General features: G+C 60.5%; 12 protein-coding genes. 2 read left to right on the top strand and 10 right to left on the bottom strand.

Features of this window, described 5'->3' with window-relative positions:
* Positions 1 to 58: 58 nt before the first annotated feature.
* From nagB to NG895_RS16270, 6 genes are all read right to left on the bottom strand, one after another.
* On the bottom strand, positions 59 to 2,053 hold the full coding sequence (nagB, locus tag NG895_RS16295; protein WP_252853585.1) for a glucosamine-6-phosphate deaminase: 1,995 nt from the start codon (positions 2,051 to 2,053) through the stop codon (positions 59 to 61).
* A 2-nt stretch (positions 2,054 to 2,055) separates the two neighbouring features.
* Positions 2,056 to 3,198: a formylglycine-generating enzyme family protein gene (locus NG895_RS16290; RefSeq protein WP_252853584.1), complete on the bottom strand. Its 1,143-nt coding sequence runs from the start codon at positions 3,196 to 3,198 to the stop codon at positions 2,056 to 2,058.
* A gap of 3 nt (positions 3,199 to 3,201) precedes the next feature.
* The gene (locus tag NG895_RS16285; protein ID WP_252853583.1) at positions 3,202 to 4,527 is read right to left on the bottom strand and encodes a Gfo/Idh/MocA family protein; all 1,326 of its coding nucleotides are present in this window, start codon (positions 4,525 to 4,527) and stop codon (positions 3,202 to 3,204) included.
* A gap of 114 nt (positions 4,528 to 4,641) precedes the next feature.
* Positions 4,642 to 5,547, bottom strand: a complete 906-nt coding sequence (locus NG895_RS16280) for a sugar phosphate isomerase/epimerase family protein (protein ID WP_252853582.1) — start codon at positions 5,545 to 5,547, stop codon at positions 4,642 to 4,644.
* A gap of 252 nt (positions 5,548 to 5,799) precedes the next feature.
* On the bottom strand, positions 5,800 to 6,876 hold the full coding sequence (locus NG895_RS16275) for a hypothetical protein (protein ID WP_252853581.1): 1,077 nt from the start codon (positions 6,874 to 6,876) through the stop codon (positions 5,800 to 5,802).
* 275 nt (positions 6,877 to 7,151) lie between these two features.
* Positions 7,152 to 8,195, bottom strand: a complete 1,044-nt coding sequence (locus NG895_RS16270) for a threonine aldolase family protein (protein ID WP_252853580.1) — start codon at positions 8,193 to 8,195, stop codon at positions 7,152 to 7,154.
* A gap of 148 nt (positions 8,196 to 8,343) precedes the next feature.
* Between NG895_RS16270 and hisD the strand changes: the two genes are divergently transcribed.
* Together hisD and NG895_RS16260 are read left to right on the top strand one after the other, a co-directional pair.
* Positions 8,344 to 9,723, top strand: a complete 1,380-nt coding sequence (hisD, locus tag NG895_RS16265; RefSeq protein WP_252853579.1) for a histidinol dehydrogenase — start codon at positions 8,344 to 8,346, stop codon at positions 9,721 to 9,723.
* 179 nt (positions 9,724 to 9,902) lie between these two features.
* On the top strand, positions 9,903 to 12,509 hold the full coding sequence (locus NG895_RS16260; protein WP_252853578.1) for a family 78 glycoside hydrolase catalytic domain: 2,607 nt from the start codon (positions 9,903 to 9,905) through the stop codon (positions 12,507 to 12,509).
* 155 nt (positions 12,510 to 12,664) lie between these two features.
* Here the strand turns inward: NG895_RS16260 and NG895_RS16255 are convergent, their stop codons facing one another.
* From NG895_RS16255 to NG895_RS16240, 4 genes are all read right to left on the bottom strand, one after another.
* Positions 12,665 to 13,696, bottom strand: coding sequence for a substrate-binding domain-containing protein (locus tag NG895_RS16255; protein WP_252853577.1), 1,032 nt, complete (start codon positions 13,694 to 13,696; stop codon positions 12,665 to 12,667).
* A gap of 171 nt (positions 13,697 to 13,867) precedes the next feature.
* Positions 13,868 to 14,992 (bottom strand): DUF1559 domain-containing protein, encoded by a 1,125-nt coding sequence (locus NG895_RS16250; RefSeq protein WP_252853576.1) that lies wholly within the window; start codon positions 14,990 to 14,992, stop codon positions 13,868 to 13,870.
* A 137-nt stretch (positions 14,993 to 15,129) separates the two neighbouring features.
* Positions 15,130 to 15,573 carry a hypothetical protein gene (locus NG895_RS16245; RefSeq protein WP_252853575.1) on the bottom strand — a complete coding sequence of 148 codons (444 nt, stop codon included), beginning with the start codon at positions 15,571 to 15,573 and terminating at the stop codon, positions 15,130 to 15,132.
* Positions 15,574 to 15,714: 141 nt separating this feature from the next.
* Entirely contained in the window at positions 15,715 to 20,640 is a 4,926-nt protein-coding gene (locus tag NG895_RS16240; protein WP_252853574.1) for a beta strand repeat-containing protein, read from the bottom strand.
* Positions 20,641 to 21,298: the final 658 nt, after the last annotated feature.

Genomic DNA, 21,298 nt, shown 5'->3' with positions numbered 1-21,298 from the left:
GCCCCGACCGGGTTCGGTCGGGGCTTGGTGTTATTCTGTCGCCTTGGAATGCCGTACTCTACAGCACGCTGTCCATGTCGCCCTTCCAGCGGACGAAGCCTTCGATCGCTTCGTACTCGGCCAGGCCCAGGGCGTCGAACAACTGGGCCGTGGCGTGGTTGCGATCTTCGGCACGTTGCCAGAACTCGCGGGGGTCGGGGCCGGGGAACAGCGCCTTGTCCTTCTGCGATTCGTGCTTGAAGATGGCGGCCCGCTTACGCATCAGCTCCTGCGGACTGAGCGGTACCGACATCTCGACCTGGTGCGGGCCCCATTCCTGCCAGGCACCACGGTACAGCCAGACTTCGCTTTCCTGGTACCAGGCTTCGTCCTTCAGACGATTACAGGCGTTCAGTACGGCGCTCAGGCAAGTGCGGTGCGTGCCGTGCGGGTCGGACAGGTCGCCGGCGCAGTAAATCTGATGCGGCTGAACCTGATTCAACAGATCCATGGTGATCTGAATGTCTTCCTCGCCCAGCGGCATCTTGCGGACTCGGCCCGTCTCGTAGAACGGCATGTCCATGAAGTGCAGTTGCTCGGCCGGAACGCCACACGAGCGGGTGGCGGCGCGGGCTTCGGTCCTACGGATCAGACCCTTGATGAACTGCACCTCGGCGCTGTCGACCTGCCCAGGCTGCTTGTGCTTCACGAACTCGTCGATGTGCGAGTCGAGTTCCGCCGTGCGGTCGGGGTCGATGCCGAAGTGGCGGTTGTATTCGGCGGCGAACTCGGCAAAGCGAATCGCGTCGTCGTCGAACACGGCGATGTTGCCCGAGGTCTGATAGGCAACGTGCACCTGATGACCTTGGTCGACCAGCCGAATGAGCGTGCCGCCCATCGAGATGACGTCGTCATCCGGGTGCGGCGAGAAGATCAGCACTCGCTTGGGGAAGATGTGTTCCAAAGCACGCGAGCGATCGCCCGGCTGCTTCTCATGGCTCGGCTTGCCGCCGGGCCAACCGGTGATGGTGCTCTGCAGGTAGCGGAACACTTGCAGGTTGATCTCGTAGGCGCTGCCGCGGGTGGCGACCAGCTCCTGCAGACCTTCCTCGTTGTAGTCTTCCTCGGTGAGCTTGAGGATCGGCTTCTTGACCTGTTGGGCGAGCCAGATGACCGCCTTGCGGGTCTGCGTTTCGTCCCACTTCACCTTGCCCAGCGTCCATGGGGCGCGGCGGCGGGTCAGGGCTTCGGCGGCCGCTTCGTCGATGAAGAACTGGGCACTCGGGTGATCCTGCAGGAAGCTGGCGGCCACCATGCTGGAGATTTCCCCTTCGATGGCTTCGGCCGTGATGCGAGCCTTACCTTCGCCGAAGGCCATGATCACCACCTGGCGGGCATCGAGAATGGTGCCGACACCCATGGTAATCGCCCGGCGGGGAACATTCTCGTCGCCGAAGAAGTCGCTGGCCGCGTCGCGGCGGGTCATGCGATCGAGCGTGATCAAGCGGGTGCGGCTATTGCGTCCCGAACCAGGCTCGTTGAAGCCAATGTGACCAGTGCGGCCGATGCCCAACAGTTGCAGGTCGAGGCCGCCGACGTCCTGGATGGCCTGTTCGTAGCGGCGGCAGTAGTCGTCGATGCTGGCTTCGTCGAGCGTTCCATCGGGAATGTGGACGTTCGCCGGATCGATGTCGACGTGGTCGAACAGATGCTCGCGCATGAAGCGGACATAGCTCTGCAGCTCGTGCGGCTGCATCGGGTAGTACTCGTCCAGGTTGAACGTCACGACGTTGCGGAACGAGAGCCCCTCTTCCTGGTGCATCTGCACCAGGGCGTTGTACACGCCGACGGGAGTGCTACCGGTGGCGAGACCCAGCACACAAGGACGACCTTCACCCTCGCGAGTGCGAATCAGCGCGGCAATCTGCTGCGCCACGGCTTGGCTGGCCTGGGTGGCGTGACGGAACACGCGGCAAGGAATGTGTTCTACTTCGTCTAATGGCACGTTGTCGTACCGCAGCATGCGGGTCGATTCAGAAAGTTTCGAAGGAGGGACGTCAGATACGCTACTCATGGTTATTCCAGGTTTTCGATGGCTTTTGGTAATTCGGGGTCGACGAGGCCGCGCTCGCCCTTCCCCTCCTTATCGATCCGTCGGTTTGCATGTTCGCTTACTTGGGGCAGGTCCGCCTGCCAGAATTTCTCTTGCTCGCTACGCGGCGGCGTGGCAAGCGGACGGATGACGCGGAAGCCGACCAACTGCCCATCGTACGAGGCGAACCACCAGGGACTGGACGGTACGTTGGGATCGTTCGATTTCCAGTCATCGTCGTGCGACTCGATACGGCTGGTGACCGTGCAGTCTTCCGCAAAGCTGTCCCAGGCTCCGCCTTTGATAACGCGCGGATACAGTTTGGTCGGCCAGGCGATGGCTTCTTCCGACGTCACGGTGGCGCCATCGGCGAGACCATCCTCGGGCGCCTCGGCAGCGTCCAACACCCATTCCGCGGCGTTGCCGTGCATGTCGTACAACCCCCAGGCGTTCGGTTTCTTGGTGGCAACCGGACCCGTCTGGTAGTCGTTCATATCATCATACCATGCGAACTCTTCGAGTTCCTCCTCATCGTCGCCAAAACTGTACGTGGTGTCCGAACCGGCCCGGCAGGCGTATTCCCACTCGGCTTCCGATGGCAGCCGGAAGAACCGCCCGGAAAGCAGGCTGATCCACTTGGTGTACTGCTTCGCGGCATACTGGGTCATCGAAATGGCGGGCTGATTCGGATCGTCCCCCGATTCGAAGGTGAAACTCGGCTCGTACAGCTTCGATGGCGCCGTGATCGCATCGACCGCGTTTTCCTCCGAGACCTTTCGCAGACCGAGGTCGTCGAACTTGGCGAACACATCGGCCAGTTGCATGTACTTCTTGTACTCGGCCCAGGTGACCTCCGTCTTGCCCATCCAGAAGGGGGCGACCTTCACTTTTAGCGTGCGGTCGCCCTGCTGGAATTCGTATTCACCGCCAGGCACGGGCACCATGGTGAAGGTGACATCCGTGCCTGGGATGGTTTCGGTGTACGTCACCATGTAACCCTGGTCGGTGGCAACCGATCGACCTTCAGCGGGAGCTTCGGCCACCAGGCCTGGGGTGTTCTCCGCAGAACTGGTGGCGGCTAGCGCCACCATCGACAGCAGGGCTGCGAAACAGAGTCGTTGCGGCATCGTTTAACCTCGGTAAACGCTGGCCAGGTCGCCAAGCTTGGTTTGGCCGGGAATGGCCACGGGCGGTTCGGGAACGTCGACCCAAGCGTACTCGCTGGGGCCCAGACGGCTATCGTCGTTCAGGCATTCATCCCAGGTCAGGGTCTTACCCGTGTAACCAGCCATGCGGCCCATGATGGCCATCATCGTGCTGCGGCACATGTAGTCGCCGTTGGCAATCGGATTGCCATCGCGAATGCTCTTGAAGAACTCTTGATGCTCCACGCGATACATGCTGGGACGATCGCCACGGTAACGCCAGGTGCGCTTGCCGTCATTGTCGTATACCACGTTCTTCAGCACCATGGCCGATCCTTCGGTGCCCAGCACGCGCTCGTCGACAAACGTGTCGCAGCCGTCTTGCTGGCGGCAGGTGAAGAAGGCCTGCTTGTTCTCGGGGAATTCGAAGAACACGGTGAAGTGGTCGAAGATGTGACCCCACTTCGGATCGGTTCGCTGCTGACGGCCACCGATGCCCATCGCTTTGATGGGAGCCACGTCGCCCAGCAACCAAGTGCACTTGTCGAGGCTGTGAATCGCTTGCTCGGCGATGTGGTCGCCGGAGAGCCAGGTGTAGTACAGCCAGTTGCGAATCTGGTACTCCATGCGGCTCCAGTCGGGCTGATCGCCACGGTGCCACAAACAGTTCGCGTTGTAGTGCGACTCAACGGCCACAATATCGCCGATGGACTTCTTGTCGAGAATCTGTTCCATCGTGGCGCGCACGGCGTGGTCGTATCGCCAGCACAGTCCCGAAACAACCGACAGCCCCTTCTCGGCGGCCATCTGGCAGCTTTCCTGCACGTGGCGAACGCCCGGGGCGTCGACTGCCACAGGCTTCTCGACGAAGCAATGCTTGCCAGCCTCGACGGCATAGCGGAAGTGCTCGGGGCGGAAGTGGGGCGGCGTGGCCAGCAGTACCACGTCCACCGAATCGATTACCTTCTTGAAGTTGTCGAATCCGTCGTACATCGTCTCTTCGGTGACGTCGACACGGTCGGCCACTTCGGCGTTCGCCTTGATATCGCCCAGGGCTTCCTTGTTGCGATCCATGAAGGCATCGCCGATCGCAACCAGCCGAGCATTCTTGTCGGCCATCAAAGCATCGATCGCGGCACCGCGTCCGCGACCACCGGCACCCACCAGCCCGACGCGGAGCGTCTCGTCCGTACCCGCGGCGTGGGCGTACTGCGGCACGCTCATCGCGGCGAATGCCGATCCGGCGACGGCCGTGTGCTTGAGGAAATCGCGGCGAGAATTCGAAGCCTGTTCGGAGGAATGATCGGACATGTTCTATAGAACTCCTAGGTTATGTGTGTCGACGGTTATCAATTGTCGACTCAGGTGTGCAAAGTTACAAAAATCTGCGAAGTCTCCCTGACTTCTCGCGGTGTAGATGCAACTTCACAGTTCCAGCACTTGATTCATCCTGGTCGCGATTTCGGCTAGCCGCTCGCGACCCCCACCCCCTACTTCAGCGGTACACCAGCCGGTGAACCCAATCTCGGCTAGCGCCTCGCGGACGGCGGGCCAATTGACGTCGCCGTCGCCAATCTTGCAGAAGCCATTCGACTTGCCCCAGTCTTTCACGTCGAGCTTGACGATACGCTCGCCAAGCACGCGAATCCAGTTCTCACTGGGGCTGAACTTCCGCACGTTGCCGATGTCGAAGTACGCCCCCACCCAGGGACTGTTGATTTCGTCCAGGTAGTCGCGCAGTTGTTCGGGAGTTTCACAGAAGCCGTTCCAGACGTTTTCGATCAGTACCCGCACGCCCAACTTGGCTGCGGTTGGCAGTACCAGGCGAATTTGTTCGATGGATCGGTTCCAGACGTCGTCGTGAGTTTCATCTTCGCCCGATACCTTGCCCGGCACCAGCAGAATGGTGTCGCCGCCGTAGGCCTTAGTGTCGGCCAGGCCGGTCAGCAGGTCCTGGCGGGCTTCGTCACGCACCGACGCATCGGGTGAGGAGAGCCGCACGCTCCAGTGTTTCTGTCCCACGGTGCCATGCACAGGCATACCGGTTGCCGCCGAGGCGGCGAGAATTTCGTCGACGTTATGCAGCGAAGGTGCGGTGAGTTCCATGCCGTCATAGCCGAGCTCCTTGCACAGCTCGAACTTCTCCAGCACCGAACCCTGCCCGCCGATCATGCCCCACTTCACCGATTTGAAAATGCGTCCTCGGTTTGCCGGCATCGTGGTGGATTCCTTACCCCAGCTCAGAGATGGCGCTACCATTCCCGCGGCGACGGCGCCCGCCGTGGCCAGTAGGAACTCTCGACGCTGCAATCCGCCCTGTTGAAGGTCCACGGTAATATTCCTGGGTTGAGGCAATGCACATTGGGAGAGGCGGGAATCGATACAGTAAGCGGAAAGACCTCCTCTATAAGAGAGGTCCACCGTGCCAGAATTGTCACTCAAAGCAGCCCGTAGCGATCGAATTGCGGCTATTTTCACCTAGCGCGAGAGAATTTGCAAACGTCTGGGCAAATTGAAGAGAATTAAGCGGAAAACCGATAGAGCAGAAACCGAAGCGAGTTTTGTGCCAACCGCAGCGGTAGCTCAGAGCACCAGCGGGCCCAGCCAGTAGCACATCGCAAACGCCCACAGCGCGGGGATCGCCACGGCCAGCAGCGCTGCCCAGGCGACGACGAAGTACCCGAACCGCCGGGGCGAGATCGCCGCGATCGTTTTGGTGGCGTGGGGATGCCGGAACGATTGCCACAGTAGCCCGACGGCCGAGGCCAGCACCAACAGCGGAAGCAGCGTCTCGGGCCAAGAGAGCATTTGTCCAAACATCTCCATCATGTCGAAGAACGCCCCGCCCCCGAAAATATCCGATATCGAATGCATGACGCGCACGCTTTCAATGAGAAACCAGACCTCCGCCACTGCGATGAACACTGCGCCCACCACGACAAGAGTCCTATTCACCGATATCTCGACCTGGTGATTGGTTACATCCACGGCAACCTGGGCTGATTTCGCTGCCAGGTAGGTGGCAACGGCAGCGTATAGCAACCAACCGGCCAGGGTATCGCTCCAGGCACGCGGTGAAGGTGGGCTCGCCAAGTCGGGGTCGATGCGTGGAAACTCTTGATAGGTAAACCACCAGGCAAATACTGCCAGCGACATCACGATTCCCCAGAAGCTAAACCGCGCGATGCCTTGCCTTCGCTGGTATTCGAACCATCGATCAAACACCAGCAGCAGCATGCCCACCAGCACGCCCACTGCGGCAAGGGTTGATGTCCAGAACGACCAAAAACCTTCCATCGCATGATTCGGAAACACATCCGGCCGCTGCAACCATCTTGGGTGGGCAGCCTCGATACCATCAATTGCGATGTGGACCAACATCGTGATTAGGGTCCTGTCGGTCAGTACCCAAACGGAGTAAGCGAACAACGCCACGACGGACAGGACATTGATAATGCGTCGCCACGAGGCGCCGATGGAACGGTGGGGGCGGCGCGCAATGAACGTTCGTAGCGCCGCAAGTGTAACGATCGATAGCAATACATCGGGCCACAGCGCATCCCAGACTTGCAGCGTGTCCGCGTGCTCGGGCTCTTCGATGATCTTTCGATTGAGCAGTAGGCGTACCGTCGAAAGTACTGCCAGTGCAGCGGCCAACATGAGACAAACTGCCCACCGCCATCGAATTCCGAAAGCGGCTGATGCAGACCCGGCTGATGTGTCCTTCAAGATAGAGCGACCGTGCTGAATCAACGCAAAGAGCAAGACCAGACAACCGGTCGCCTGCAACCCTTCGGGCCACCGAGTGTCGGACACAATTTGACTGAACGGTCCCGAGATCGCTGCCGGCGCAGGCGACTGGCTGATGGCAAACCCCAAGGCCACCGCTACTGTGATCCACAAGAGATCGGTAATCGAAAATTTCGGCCACCACTTCATGCGACCGGTTGCGCTTCGGCTATTTGCTGGAGGATCTCACCGGCCTGGCGGATGTCGTCCATTGTCAGATCGCGATGCACCACGGCGCGGACGCGGGTGGGGTCGAGGGCGAACATAGCCACACCCTGTTCCCGCGCCTGGCTGGCGAACTCCGCGGCGGTGCCCCATTCGGAGGCCACATGGAAGAAGACCAGGTTGGTGAGCTGTGCGTCGGGACGCTCGACCTTCAGGTGCGGGGCTTTGTCTATCGCGGCACGCAGGGCTTCGGCTTTGTCGTGATCTTCGCCTAGCTTTGGAAAGTGGTGTTCCAGGGCGTGCAACGCTCCGGCGGCCAGGATGCCCATCTGCCGGGTGCCGCCACCGAGCGCCTTGCGCACCCGGCGCGCTTCGTCGACCAGTTGCTGTGGGCCTGCCAGTGCCGATCCGACGGGGGCACCAAGACCTTTGGAAAAACAGACGCTCACGGTATCGAAATGCTGCACCCAGTCCGCCGGTGTGCGACCGCTCGCGGCGCAAGCGTTCCACAATCGCGCGCCGTCCAGGTGCCGGGCGAGTCCTGTGTCAGCCGCCCAAGTGCACACCTCGACCATGCGGTCGTAGTCGAGCACCACTCCGCCATGCCGGTTGTGCGTATTTTCCAGGCAGAGCAACTTGGTGCGGGCGTGATGAAAGTCGCTGCCGCGGACGCGGGGGGCTATTTGCTCGATGGTGGGCAATCCGTGCAGCGTTTCGACCGGCTGCGTGGCGATGCCAAACAGCTGGGCGTACGCCGCCTGCTCGTAGTGGTAGACGTGGCACTGAGACTCGCACAGGAATTCGTCGCCCGGCCGGCAGTGCACCCGCACGCCCAGCTGGTTGCCCATGGTGCCGCTGGGCACGAACAGGGCCGCTTCTTTGCCCAGCATCTCGGCCACCTGCCGTTCGAGCTTCATCACAGTGGGGTCTTCGCCCAGCACGTCGTCACCCACCTCGGCGTGGGACATCGCCCGACGCATTTCCGGAGTTGGTTGAGTCACGGTATCGCTGCGGAGATCAATCATGGCGGAAGCTGGGGATTGGGGGCTGGGGGCTAGGGAGCGGGAGCGTGTATCATACGTTTCTTTCCGGCGTTTGTCAGATACAGTCGGGCAGCGAATGATGGAGTAGCAAGCTCACATTCCCCAGCCCCCAGCCCCAACTCCCCAGAAAATGCTCCGCATCGACACCTCCCAGCCCGACGCCCGTCGGCAGATAGATTCGCTTCGCGCAAAGCTTGCCCCATCCAGTGGCGACGTGGTAAGCGAGGCCGGGCGCAAGAAGACCATCGAGGTATTTGGCGAGCCGCTGACGCCGGTGGAAGTGGTCGACCGAATCTGCCGCGATATTCGCGAGCGCGGCCTCGAGGCGGTACTCGAGTACACGGCCAAACTGGACGGAGCAGAACTGACCGCCGAGACGCTCCGCGTGCCACAGGCCGAGTTGGAAGCCGCGCACCAGGCGGCCGACGACGACTTCCTGGCCTGCATCCGGCGGATTCGCGAAAACGTGATGAAGTTTCAGTCCGCCATATTGCACAGCGACACCACGGTGCCACTCGAGTCGGGCGGATGGTTGCGGCAGCGGTACTTGCCCATCGAACGGGCCGGGTTGTGCATTCCGGGTGGTGCGGCCGCCTATCCCTCCACCGTGTTGATGACCGCCCTGCCCGCCCAGGCAGCCGGCGTGAAAGAACTGGTGGTTGTGGCGCCCCCCACACCATTTGGCAGCTACAACCAGGACCTGCTAGCCACCTGCCACGAGCTGGGCATTCGCGAAGTTTATCGCATGGGTGGCGCCCAGGCGGTGGCGGCGCTCGCCTACGGCATCGCATCCCCCCTGCCCCGTCCTACCGGCCAGGAAGAGCAAGTGATAGTGAAGGTCGACAAGATTGTCGGCCCGGGCAACCTGTTTGTGGCGCTCGCCAAGAAGCAGGTGTTTGGCGACGTCGACATCGACTCGATCGCCGGACCCAGCGAGGTGATCGTCATTGCCGACGAAACCACCAACGCCGAGTGGACCGCGGCCGATCTATTGGCCCAGGCCGAACACTCCCCTGGCTCCAGCGTGATGATCACCTGGCACGCTCCGCTGATCGACGAAGTGGAGCAGCAAGTCGAGACTCAACTGGCCGAACTTTCTCGCAGCGATCTCACGCGGCAGTCCCTCGACGAGTTCGGAGCACTGATCCTGGTTCGCGATCGCGAGGAGGCGGCCGAACTTGCCGACACATTGGCTACCGAACACCTGCATATCACATGCAACGATCCGGAGGAGATGCTCGACCGCATTCGCGCTGCAGGGGCCGTGTTCCTGGGCCCGCACGCGCCGGTAGCCGTGGGCGACTACGCCGCGGGGCCGAGCCACGTACTGCCCACAGGCGCCACGGCCCGGTTTGCTAGCGGGCTTTCGAGCAACGACTTCCTTAGGACCAATAGCGTGATCAGCTACACCGAGGCAAACCTCAAGAGCGTAGCCGGCGACGTATTGCTCATGGCCGATAAGGAGGGTCTGACGGCCCATGCGGCGAGCGTTGCGCGGCGGACAAAATAGCCCCGCGGGTCTCGATTCCGCCTGTCAGGGCCACTTGGCCCGTCACCTTACCGCATTCATGCCCCCCCCGAGCACGGCGTGCTGCGGCCTCATCGCCTTGTGGCAAGCGGAGCAAGGGGCAGTTATGCTTGAGGCTATCGGTATCACCAATGTCCTCGCATTTGGACCACATTCTCACCATGAATATCGTTTACAGGCTTTCCGTAACCCTCGTTCTCTCAGTGTGCTTGAATCTAGTCGCCCATGCCGAATCGCCTCACTCGCTCACGGTTTCCGAAGGATTTGAAAATCCCTTGGGTTTCTACGACCCCGCGCCCACCTTCTCATGGAAGCTTCCGGCCGGTGTCGAGAAGCAAACGGCCTATCAACTGGAAGTGAATTCCGATGGCAACACTTGGGACAGCGGCTGGGTGGAATCTGATCAGTCGACATTGGTGCCCAGCGAAGCGGGCCCGTTCGAATCGCGCGACAAGGTCGAGTGGCGCGTTCGCTTTCGCGATGCGGCAGGCAACGAAAGCGAGTGGAGCGACCGCGCGACCTTCGAAATGGGATTGCTGTCGAAAAGCGATTGGCAAGCCAAGTGGATCCGCCCCGCGCAGGACAAGCCCGACGTTAACGAACCCGTCGCCTATCTGCAGCGCACGTTCGACCTGCCCGCCGGTGTCAAGCAAGCACGGCTGTATGTCACGGCGCGGGGACTGTTCGATCTTGACCTCAACGGTCAACAGGTCAGCAACGACCACTTTGCCAACGGCTGGACTTCCTACAATAAGCGAATCGATACGCTGACCTACGACGTGACCGATCAGCTGAAGGCGGGCGAGAATACGATTCAGGCGTCGCTTGGCTACGGCTGGTACGCAGGCCATTTGATGGGAAGCGGCCACAACGGACGCTACGGAAAGCTCTCCGAACTGCTGCTGCAACTCGAGGTGACACTCGAAGACGGTACCACCACGACCATCACCTCGGACGATCAGTGGCAGGGCACCTGGCAGGGGCCAATCATCTCGTCCAGCATTTACGATGGTGAGAACTACGATGCCCGCATTGAGATCTCCGGATGGCAGCAGGTCGCCACTGCAGAACTGGGCGACGAACAACTGGACGCCAAGCCGTTTACGCCTGTCCGGCAGACTCAGTTGCTGTCGACCGAGGCAATTACGGAACCCGAGCCAGGGCGATTTGTGTTCGACCTGGGGCAGAACATGGTGGGCTGGGAGCGGCTCGAGATTCCGGTGGAGGAAGGAAAGACCGTCACCATTCGCTTCGCCGAAATGCTCAACCAGGACGGCACCATGTACACCGAAAACTACCGCGGTGCCAAATCCACCGATACCTATACCGCGGCCGAGACCGGCACCATTGAGTGGGAGCCCCAGTTCACCTTCCATGGCTTCCGCTACGTGGAACTCTCTGGCCTGCCCGAGGGCGTGAAGCCCGCAGAAAGTTGGGTGACTGGCGTCGTTTTGCATTCCGATCTGGAGCCGATTGGCACATTTGTTTCGTCGCACGACAAGCTCAACCAACTGCAGAGCAACATCACCTGGGGCCAGCGGGGCAACTTTCTCGACATCCCCACCGACTGCCCACAACGCGACGAGCGCATGGGGTGGACGGGTGACGCGCAGGTGTTCTGCCCGACGTCGATGTTCAACTACGATTGCCACGCGTTCTGGAAGAGTTGGATGCGCAGCTTGCGCGACGACCAGATGGCTGATGGACGAATTCCTCACGTGCTGCCCGACGCCTTGCGCGACGGCGGCAGCCCCGGCTGGATGGACGCCGCCACGATCATCCCCTGGGAAGTGTACGTGCGAACGGGCGACAAGGAGATCCTGACTGAAAACATCGACATGATGGAGAAGCTGATCGGCTACTACCGCTCCAAGTCGAAGGATGGTCTGGTGCAGGAAATCACGGCCTTTGGCGACTGGCTGCAGCCGTATTCGCCGCGTACCCAGGGCGACACCCCTGCCCCGCTGTTGGGCACGGCCTACTACGGCCATAGCGCGCGGCTGCTGGCCAAGAGCGCTCGGGTAGTGGGACGCGACGACCTGGCCGACAAGTACGACGCCGAGGCCGACAAAGTGGCCCAGGCGTTCGCCGCCCACTACTTCGATGGCAACGGCAAGCTGCAGAATGCTCCGGAAACGCAGACTGCCTACCTGCTGGCGATCGCTTTCGACCTGATTCCCGATGAGCAAAAGCCCGAAGCAGCGGCCAACGTCGTGCGTCTGATTGAAGAGGCCGACGGCCACCTACGGACCGGTTTTCTCGGCACGCCCTACATCGTGAGCGTGTTGGATGAGCAGGGCTATCACGATCTGGCGTATAGCCTGCTGCTGAAGGAGACCTATCCCTCGTGGTTCTATTCCATCAATCAGGGCGCGACCACCATGTGGGAACGCTGGAACAGCTACAGCCACACCGATGGCTTCGGCAACGCTGGCATGAACTCGTTCAACCACTACGCCTACGGCGCGATTGGCCAATGGATGTACGAACGCATTGCGGGCCTCGCCCCCGATCCCAAGCAGCCTGGTTACAAGCATCTGATTATCCGCCCCCTGATCGACGGGCCCCTCGACTCGGCAAAGGCCGAGCTCGAAACACCCTACGGCATCGCCTCGAGCGGGTGGACCAAGTCGGATGGCACCGCCACGCTGACGGTTGTCATCCCACCCAACACCACGGCCACCCTCACGCTACCGGGCAGCGACGACTCCCAGGAACTACAGCCTGGCAAGCATGAGTTTGAGGTGAAGCTGGAAGAGGGAGCCTAGCGGGGCCGAGCAGAAAACTTCCCACTAACCTCGCTCCCTGCTTGTGGAATAGCAGGACAGGCTGGTGCGCAAATGCACCAGGTGAAGCCTCCGAAACCGCGCTTTGGACAAGAGTGCACTGACATCGCGCCACCAGGAACTGGAGTCGCGGGTGCCTACTTGCTATCTACCGGTTCTCCCAGCAACTTCTGGTACTGCTCGCGGAACTTCTGTACGTCCTCGGCACGGATTGCCTGCGTGCTGATGTGCACCGTGCTGCGGGTGCCGACCAATGGCAGCTGGTTGCCGGAACGCTGGCAGTTGTCGGCTAGCCACCGCACGGCTTCGTAGCCGTATTGGTAGGGGTCTTGGGCCACGGTAGCGTAGATGTGTCCTTGCTCGACCCCTTCCAGAGTGGCGTCTTCGGTATCGAAGGAGATAACCTTCACCTTGTCGAGCGCTTGTTGGGCTTCCAGCACTTTCAGGATCTGGGCTGCATGGTACGAATTGAGCCCCACGATACAAGCTAAATCGTCATGCTCGGTGAGTGTTTCGGTAAGCTGCTCGGTACAACGAGCGAGGTCGCCTTCGTCCTGCAGCACAGCGACGATCTGGAAATTCGACGCTGTGTCGCCTGTATCCGACTCACCGCCTTGCAGGCTTTCTTCCAGTGCTTGCTTGCGCTCCAGCACGTTATTTTTGGTCAGGTTGGCGACCAGCACGGCCACTTTGCCGCCGGCGGGGATGGCCTGCTCCACGAGTTCGGCGCACATCGAACCCGCGGCGTAATTGCTGGCCCCGATGTAGCATAGCCGGTTGGAGAGAGGGGCGTCCGAGTCGACTGTGACGACCACCGAGTCCCCAGCCAGTTCGTTGATAAAGCGTGTTTGCTGCTGGGCATCGAGAGGGCTCAGGGCGACGCCATCTGCCTCGGTCGCTTCCATTTTGGCAAGCAGCTTGATCTGTCCTTCGACGTCTTCGTCGTTTTCCAGCAGTTTCACTTCCAGGTCGGCATTGTTGGCCTTGGCCGAGGCCTCGGCCCCGTTGGCGATAAGTTGCCAGTAGGGGCTGCTGCCGCCGGTCATCAGAATAAGCTGCGGTCGATCCTTGGGTGGCGGTCCGCTGTAGACTTGAGACCGATACCACGCGACACCTAGCGCAGCTATCAGCAGCGCTCCGATCCACACCTGTCGGTTCTTGCTAGCCATGGTCGACCCCTTGTTCAGAACTCATCGAGCTCCGACAGGTCGAGCTTGGAAGGCGTGGAGCGATCGCAAGAGTCTACGACGAACCGGAACTCGATTCGTAAAAACTAGTCGCTTGCTGCTGTTTGGCAGTGAAAAGATAGGTATGAGTGTACCACCCTTTTCAAGCCATGGCTAGTTGTTGTCGTTGACCACTTCGCCACCTGCGGCCGAAGTCATCGCGTTCCAGGTCCAGCGATCGATGCCGTCGGTGATGAAATCGATCGATCCGTCGCAGCGAGCGACATTCACGCCACCGGGGTGCTTGCTACGCAGCGAGATATGCTGCTGCTTGTGGCCGTTGCTGTCGGTTCCCGCATCCGCTGGTACCGGTGGTGCACTCCCGGATCCCCGGCGACCTCCACCCCCACTTCCTCCAGGAAGTGCGACTGGCGGATCGGGACTGCCGCTGGCGTTCGTGGGCAGGTCTTGCTCAACCCATCCCGATTGGGCAGTCGACCACCACTCGCCCTGGCGGGCCAGCGCATCGGGCAGTTCGGTATTGGGCGTGTGGTAGCCAGTGAAAACCTGGCCGCCGAGCGCCGTTTGGGCATCGGAGTAAGGTCCTCCCCAGCCGGCTGTGGTGGGCAGTACTGTGATTTCACCCATCATGAGCGTGTTTGACGTGCCGTCGGTAATCTTCGAGAGCTTCCCGACTTTGCGGGGGATGAAGGGTGAACCCAGGAACTCAATGCAACCAGGGAACGCGCCTGGGCAGTTGCCTACGTAGTGCTGGCCATAGACGGTGTTACCGGCGTTGACCACATAGTTGGTGCGGACACGTGCCCATTTGCCAGGATCGGGTCCACCATTGAACTCGTTTTCTTGCAGGCCAATGTCGGACGGACAGGAATGCATTGGCAACTTCGCCTTGCGCACCAGCTGGTTAACCGAGTCACTCAGCGGCCTGTCCGGATCGCCGAGATCTTCTACATCGGCTTGTTCGATGTACGGCATCAGCGGAATGTACCAACCATGGTCGTCATACCAAGCTCCAATGTCGCCCACCGAGTATTTTGCCTGCATATCGGCGTTGGTCCATGATGGTGCCATCGATGGCAGGCCACCATGGGCGCTTTCATAATTGAGCATCGCTATAGCGAGCTGCCGCAGGTTGTTGGTGCACTGGGTGCGCCGGGCCGCTTCGCGCGCCGCCTGAACCGCCGGCAGCAGCAGTGCAACAAGAATGCCGATGATGGCGATCACCACCAGTAGTTCGACCAGAGTGAATCCGCGACGACGAAAGTCTGTCTTTTTCATGGCTAGGAGCCCTCGATTTCGCCTGACTCTCGGGGCAGTAATGTTAGCTGGGAGTCAATGCGACAAGTAAAACTGAATGAGTTAAAGGGATGCCTGAATACCCTCCGTGGGCATTGGCCGAACTATGGCCTGCAGGGCTATAGTTCGAAATTCTGATTCGTATTGTCTCCACTTACGGTGAGCGGAATGCCGGTGGCAACTTTTGCCGGGACAAGGTTAATCGTTTCCCGATACTCCTCCCCGGTTCGTTCGCTGACCTTGGGCGGTCCTTTGCGAGTGATGGAGAAGTACGCCCGGATATCGCCTTGTGGTGTGTTCGGTGAATCGTAGCTGCCGTCGCTGGTGTTGATGGGGACCGAAACCTTACCCTCTTCTCCCTCCACCTGGTCGTTGACGAACATGACCGAGGCTTCGGCATCCGATGGAATTGCCTTACCGTCCAGGGTGACCTTGCCTGAAACGTGGGCCGTGGGAGTGGACGAGCCTCCGCAACCCACCGCGGTGGCCAGCATTGCTACTGCGACAGCCAGCACGATGCGTGGTCTGCAACGGTTCGTGTTAGTCGACGCTGTTGCGGTCATCGCGACGCCGGCTCCTTTCCTTGCTCATTCTTTTGGTATTGTTGAAGGGGACGGTGTCGCTAACATCGGGCGACAACCGCCCCCTTCAAGCTGCCCAGCACATCTATAGGTCTCAGGTCAATGACCTGGTGTTAAACGTTCTTAAAACCGGCGGCGGAGAGCCAATGCTCCGCAGCCCACGATGCCTGCCAGCAACACCACTGAACTCGGTTCGGGGACGTTGCCCGATCCGATTCCGCCGACCGCGCCGGACGTGGCGCCGAAGTTCGACTTCCACAAGGCGTAGTCGCCAGCATCGACGATGCCGGAGTTGTTGCCGGTTCCTGCAGCCAGCGAGTTTTCGTCGCCGCCAAGGTTGTTACGCCATACGGTGTAATCGGCCAGGTCGACCATGCCGTCGCCGTTGAAGTCGCCCTGCAGCAGCAGCGATGCAATGCTGAGGGAGCCGTCGACCAGCAGGTTCGATGTGTCCCACGACAGGTTGGTTCCGAGCACTGGCAAGATGAAGTCCATCTCGTCAAACGTGCCGGTGGCCGAGGCGAAGTCGAACAGGTCCCACGAATCGCCCGCGGCGAGCGATGCAGCAGAAATGCTGCCATCGAGTACCAGTTCCAGGATGACTCCGTCGGCAACTTCCAGGTTGCCGTCGATGTCAAGGAAGTCGCCGATGCCGCTGGTGCCGATGTCGAACGAGACGGTCGATCCCGCTTCCAGCGACACGTCGCCCAGCACCTTCATCGACTCACCTCGCAGCACCGAACTGCTGGCCCAAGGCGCGACGGTGGGATCGGTGGTTTGGACGCCGTCGCTGTACCAGATGTTATCGACCAGGAACTCGCTGCCTTCGCGGCCGCCAGCCATGAAGGCTACTGCATTCAGCGCGCTTCCGGCTCCAGGACCACCATCCGGTGCCCACACGCCATCCTCGGCAAACAGGACCCGTTCGCCGTTGACCTCGACGTAGGCGTCATAGGTCGGATTGGTCGCGTCGTTGTCCACTTCTACCCACACGTTGAACCACTCGTTGGCGGCAATTGCCGTCCACCAGGGCGACACGGCGTCGTTAGAAGCGATAAACGGTGTGGTGGGAGCGTTGTCGACAATCACGCGGACGTTGTAGTCCGCGTTCGCGGCAGTGCCATCGACGGACGATACGTCATCGGTGAGGCCCATCATGAAGTCGTAGAAGCCGAACCCGCCACCATCGTCGCCGACGGTAGAGTACGGTTGTACCTGCCAGAAGTAGGTCTTGGTTTGCCCCACTTCCACGGCGGCGTCCGTATTACGGACATCGCGTTCCGCACCGCTCCATGCAGAGCCACCAATGACCTGTAGCGACTGCGACTGATCCGAAGCGATAATGTTCGCGTTATCGGGAGTTGTCCCTTCAGCATGCCAAACACCTCCGGTGGCGGTCGTGGTGACACCGGTGGAGTAGCCGTTGAAGTCGTCCAACAGGCCGGCGCTGTTACCGGTGCGGAGCGAATCGCCACCGATACGCAGCGTGCCGCCCGACTGAGCGGTAACACTGTCCTTGAACGTTCCCGTACCGGCCACGGTGCCGGTGTTTGCGGCGACCACGCTGCCGCCAACACGGTTGGCGAAGCTGGCAGTGGCGCCGTCGTTGACGGTGACGGTGGTGGAGTTGATGTCGTTGCCGCTGAATTGGTAGCTCTGGCCACCATTGACGGTCATGGTGCCTGGGGCGACCTGCTCGGTGATATTCACGTCATTGGTGGTCGCACCACTGCCGAACGTGACCTTATCGAGGTCGAGGAAGTCGCTGCTGGTGCCGCCGACTGAGTTCTGGCCGAAGTTGGCCGTGCCTGCGACACTCCAGTTGTTGTCGGGGTTGCCTTTCCAGAACAAATTGCGAGCCGAGCCGCCCACGTTCAGGTTGACCTGGTTCGACGTGGTGGTCACGCTCAGCGTTTGCCGGGTGTTGAGTACGTTGCCTTCCCCGTCGATGGCTTGTACCGAGCCAGTGAAGCTGGGGGTGCCACCCGAGTGAGTGATCAGGCGATACTGTCCCGTCTCCAGCGAGCCTTCGACAGGCCGGATGTTGAACGTGGCGGAGGTAGTGCCAGAGAGCGAACCGCTGACGGTAATCAGGTCGTTTTCAGCCCCGCCGATCACATCCTTGTCGTTGCCGAGTTCGTAGTTGAACGATCCCTTCTCCAGAGCACCAAAGTCCTGCATGACGATAGCCCCGGTCACCTTCAAGGTGCCAATGCTGTCGCCAGGAGTGATGCTGTTGTCGTCATAGATGTTCAGGGTCTGAACTTGCACCGTACCACCACCTGCCAGGGCATCGCCCTCGCCCAGGTCGTATTCGGCAAAGGAGCTCACGTTGAGGGTTGCTCCAGTCTGCACCGTGGTAACGGCGCTGAACAACTCGTTGTCGCTGGTTGCATTGGCCGTGAGCACCAGGGTGCCTTCTTCCACGGTGGTGTTGCCGAACCAGTAGTCGTCGTCCACGTTGGTGCCAACGGTCAGAGTACCGCTGCCACGCTTGAAGACGTGGACGTTGGCCTCTGCACCGGCGCCGCCTGTGGGGTTGCCATCGGCGTCGGCCACACCATCGGTCAGCCGACCGGTGAGGTTGAAATTGCCGTCGCCAGAGAAGACGAAGTTGCGAACGCCCGTGTCGGGTGCGGAGATGACGCCACCCAGCGAGAGTGTGCCGGAAGTCGATTCGAAGTTGTACTGCGTGCCACCGGTGACGCCCAGGACGTTGCCGTTCCAGGTGTTGTTGCCGGCACTGGTGACGCTCACCGCGTCAAGGGCGGCGCCCTCTCGGGCACTGACTTCCAGCACCTCGGTGGCGACGGTGATGTCTCCAGCAAGCGCCAGGGTGCCAGTGTTCGCGTTGCCGGAAGTGATCGTCCTTGTTGCGGCCGTACCACCGGTGCCAAGAGCCGCGGCGTTGTTGATGGTCAGCGTACCACCGTTGACGGTCGTCAGGCCGTTGAAGGTGTTCGAGCCCGAGATAACCACGGTGGAGCCTGAGTTAACGACAAGCTGACCGTCGCCGCTGATCACGCCCGTGAAGGCGACGTTGGCACCGTCGTTTACGTCGACGAGGCTGGTGGCGTCGATCGATACGTTACCATCAATGGTCATGGTGGTGTTCGGATCGAGGCCCGTGGCGGTGCCAGTGGGGTTGTTATCGCCATTCCCAAAGAAAGCGTTGTCGCTGCCCCAGAACCGCAGTTGGGCGTTGCTTGTGGCAGCGATGCTGTTGCCCGAAGGAATCGCACCACTGTGCGTGATGGCCAGGTTGGCATCGTTAACACTGAGGCCGCCGCTGAAGGAATTGGCTGCGTCCAGCACCAGTTCGCCGACACCGGTCGCATTCAGGCCATTGGTGCCTGCCACTTCGGCGCGAAGCCAGTGGCGGCCCGCAACTACTCGGACCTCGGCACCACCGGTCAGCGTAAGTGCTTCGGGGCCGGCCAGGATGTAGTCGTTGCCGTTGTTAAAGGTCACACGATCGATGGACACAGCGCTGTCCAGGGTCACCACAGCCGGAGCATTGTCGGCCGTGAGTACGCCACCGAAGATGGCGTTATCGGTCGGCACGACGTTGTCCGACCAGTTGCTGGCCGTGTTGAAACTGCCGCCGCCATTGACATCCCACTGGTTGAGCAGGATGGCGGTGGTCGTCAGCCGAATGTCGCCCGCGGTCGTGTAGTCGATGTAGTAAGGGTTCGAGTTGGCGTCCGTCGCTGCCAGGTCGCCCTGGAACAGGCCGGTGAACTCGCCGGCGCTAGTGGCTCCATCGATCAGCATAATATTGGTGTGGGCACCGGTGTAGGCCGACAGATCGACCCCCAGGAAGTCGCCGTCCGGTGAATTGAGGTTCACATCGCCGCCCACGGTAATGGGCGTGATGCCGGCGGCGTCGGCGATGAAGTTCAGCGTGCCTGTTGCGGTGGTATCGGCCAGTGCGGCGTTGAGCCCTAAGCCCAGATTGCCCGCAACACTCACCGACGAGGTGCTGCCAGTGAGGTTGAAAGTACCAACGGCTCCGTCGTTCACGCCGATGAGCAGGTTCTCGCTCACGTCCACCACGCCACTCGACTGGTTGAACGTACCATTGCCCCCTTCGGCAATATAAAACGACGAGTCGGTGTCGGCATCGCCGGTGTTGATGGTGCCGCCCGTGAGGTTGAGCGTACCTTGCGATCCACCGAAGGCCCCAATCACGAGGAAGCTATCGACATTCTCGGTTGCAGCATTGAGGGTGCCACCGGTCATGTCGAGTGTGGCCACGCTGGCGCCGTCGCGTCCCACGACGAACCAGGCATTCGAATTAATCTCGCCACCGGTGAACTGGGCGGCAACGTTACCCCAACCGCCAACGAAGAATTCGTTGCCGGTGTTGATGGTGCCACCGCTCATGTTGAAGAAGCTATCGCCACCTTGGCCAGACCATTGATCGCCGCCAACCTCGAAGTTGCCCGAGACGTTCACGGTGCCATTGTCCATATTGAACGTGGACGTGGGGCCACCACCTGTGGAGCCAACCTCGATCTCGCCAGCGGCGATGGTTCCCGAGGTGTTGATGTTCATCGTGGACGTGGTGCCACCGTCCCACCCCAGGTTGATCTTTCCATCTTGTGTGGAGCCACCCACGTTCAGGCTGCCACTACCCATGGCGTAACCCGTGAAGGTACCACCGGTGCTGGTGGTGTCCGCGATGTTGTAGATAGCCGAGGCCGGGCCGGAGCCGTCGTTAAAGCCCATTCGCACCCAGTTGCCTTCACCCGTGGACATCAGGCCCGATAGTTGGTCGAGGCGACCAGCAGTGTTCGCGCCAGCGCCGATATCGAGATCAAAACCGAGCGTGATGTCCGACATCATCACGGGGATGTTTGTCGAAACGTCGTTGATGGCTAGGAATCCATTATCTGGTGCCGGGAGGCCGTTGTCGTAGTTGCCCGCGTCCGTCATGTCGGAACTGTTGGCGCCCGTCCAGGTGGTGTCCGCCTGGGCAGCAGAAGTAACCAAGAGTGAAATGAGAAGTAGCGTCGAACCAAACACGTAAGCTAGCCGGGAAGTCATCGAGTGTCTCTCCAACAAGTCAAAAGTTGCGTTGGGAGTTCCTTGACGATCTAGACCTGGGGAAGGAATAGGTGCGTCTAAATAGGTCGTGCACAGCAATGTGCTTCTGGCGTGACCATCACCGCCTTGCCGTCTCGGCAATGGATATTGGTGGTCAAGCAAGTAGAAATCGAAAAGGAACCGTCTGTATCGAGTCAGTTGTGAATCGGTCGCGCATGATAAGTTCCGCCGCACGACCTCTTTCCCCACATTTTAGTCATTGGGGTAAGATTTGACTCCCGCCGATTCGCGAATAAAGACTGCCATTTTTGGAAAGTCGCGTCACCTATGGAGATATCAGGTGTTGTTCGACCTCGCCGCACCTCGACCAGGGCCGTGGGTTGGGCAACGTATCGATAGTGGGCATTGCGGTTGTCGTCACCACAAGTTGGTGTCCGCGAGTCGGCTTGTGATTTCAGTTCATGGGGTTGCAGTTACCAAGGCTGCAGTCGGCAGCAGATGTGACATATTTTGCAATGCTGCAAGGGGCGACAGCGAGGAATGACCAGGAGCCCTTAGTTTTGCAGGCGAAACGGGAGTCGATGAAATCGTCGCTTGCGGCACGCATGAGACATGTATTGCAAAAGCGGACGCGCCTTCCAGTGCAGAATTAAGAGCG

Source organism: Aeoliella straminimaris, assembly GCF_024054565.1.
Classification (GTDB): domain Bacteria; phylum Planctomycetota; class Planctomycetia; order Pirellulales; family Lacipirellulaceae; genus Aeoliella; species Aeoliella straminimaris.
This window is presented reverse-complemented; position numbering and strand designations above follow the sequence as displayed.

What these genes read in the sequence shown, in the direction of transcription:
- nagB (WP_252853585.1), bottom strand. Translation starts at nt 2,053, where the DNA reads ATGAGTAGCGTATCTGACGTCCCTCCTTCGAAACTTTCTGAATCGACC.
- NG895_RS16290 (WP_252853584.1), bottom strand. Translation starts at nt 3,198, where the DNA reads ATGCCGCAACGACTCTGTTTCGCAGCCCTGCTGTCGATGGTGGCGCTA.
- NG895_RS16285 (WP_252853583.1), bottom strand. Translation starts at nt 4,527, where the DNA reads ATGTCCGATCATTCCTCCGAACAGGCTTCGAATTCTCGCCGCGATTTC.
- NG895_RS16275 (WP_252853581.1), bottom strand. Translation starts at nt 6,876, where the DNA reads ATGTTGGCCGCTGCACTGGCAGTACTTTCGACGGTACGCCTACTGCTC.
- NG895_RS16270 (WP_252853580.1), bottom strand. Translation starts at nt 8,195, where the DNA reads ATGATTGATCTCCGCAGCGATACCGTGACTCAACCAACTCCGGAAATG.
- hisD (WP_252853579.1), top strand. Translation starts at nt 8,344, where the DNA reads ATGCTCCGCATCGACACCTCCCAGCCCGACGCCCGTCGGCAGATAGAT.
- NG895_RS16260 (WP_252853578.1), top strand. Translation starts at nt 9,903, where the DNA reads ATGAATATCGTTTACAGGCTTTCCGTAACCCTCGTTCTCTCAGTGTGC.
- NG895_RS16255 (WP_252853577.1), bottom strand. Translation starts at nt 13,696, where the DNA reads ATGGCTAGCAAGAACCGACAGGTGTGGATCGGAGCGCTGCTGATAGCT.
- NG895_RS16250 (WP_252853576.1), bottom strand. Translation starts at nt 14,992, where the DNA reads ATGAAAAAGACAGACTTTCGTCGTCGCGGATTCACTCTGGTCGAACTA.
- NG895_RS16245 (WP_252853575.1), bottom strand. Translation starts at nt 15,573, where the DNA reads ATGACCGCAACAGCGTCGACTAACACGAACCGTTGCAGACCACGCATC.
- NG895_RS16240 (WP_252853574.1), bottom strand. Translation starts at nt 20,640, where the DNA reads ATGACTTCCCGGCTAGCTTACGTGTTTGGTTCGACGCTACTTCTCATT.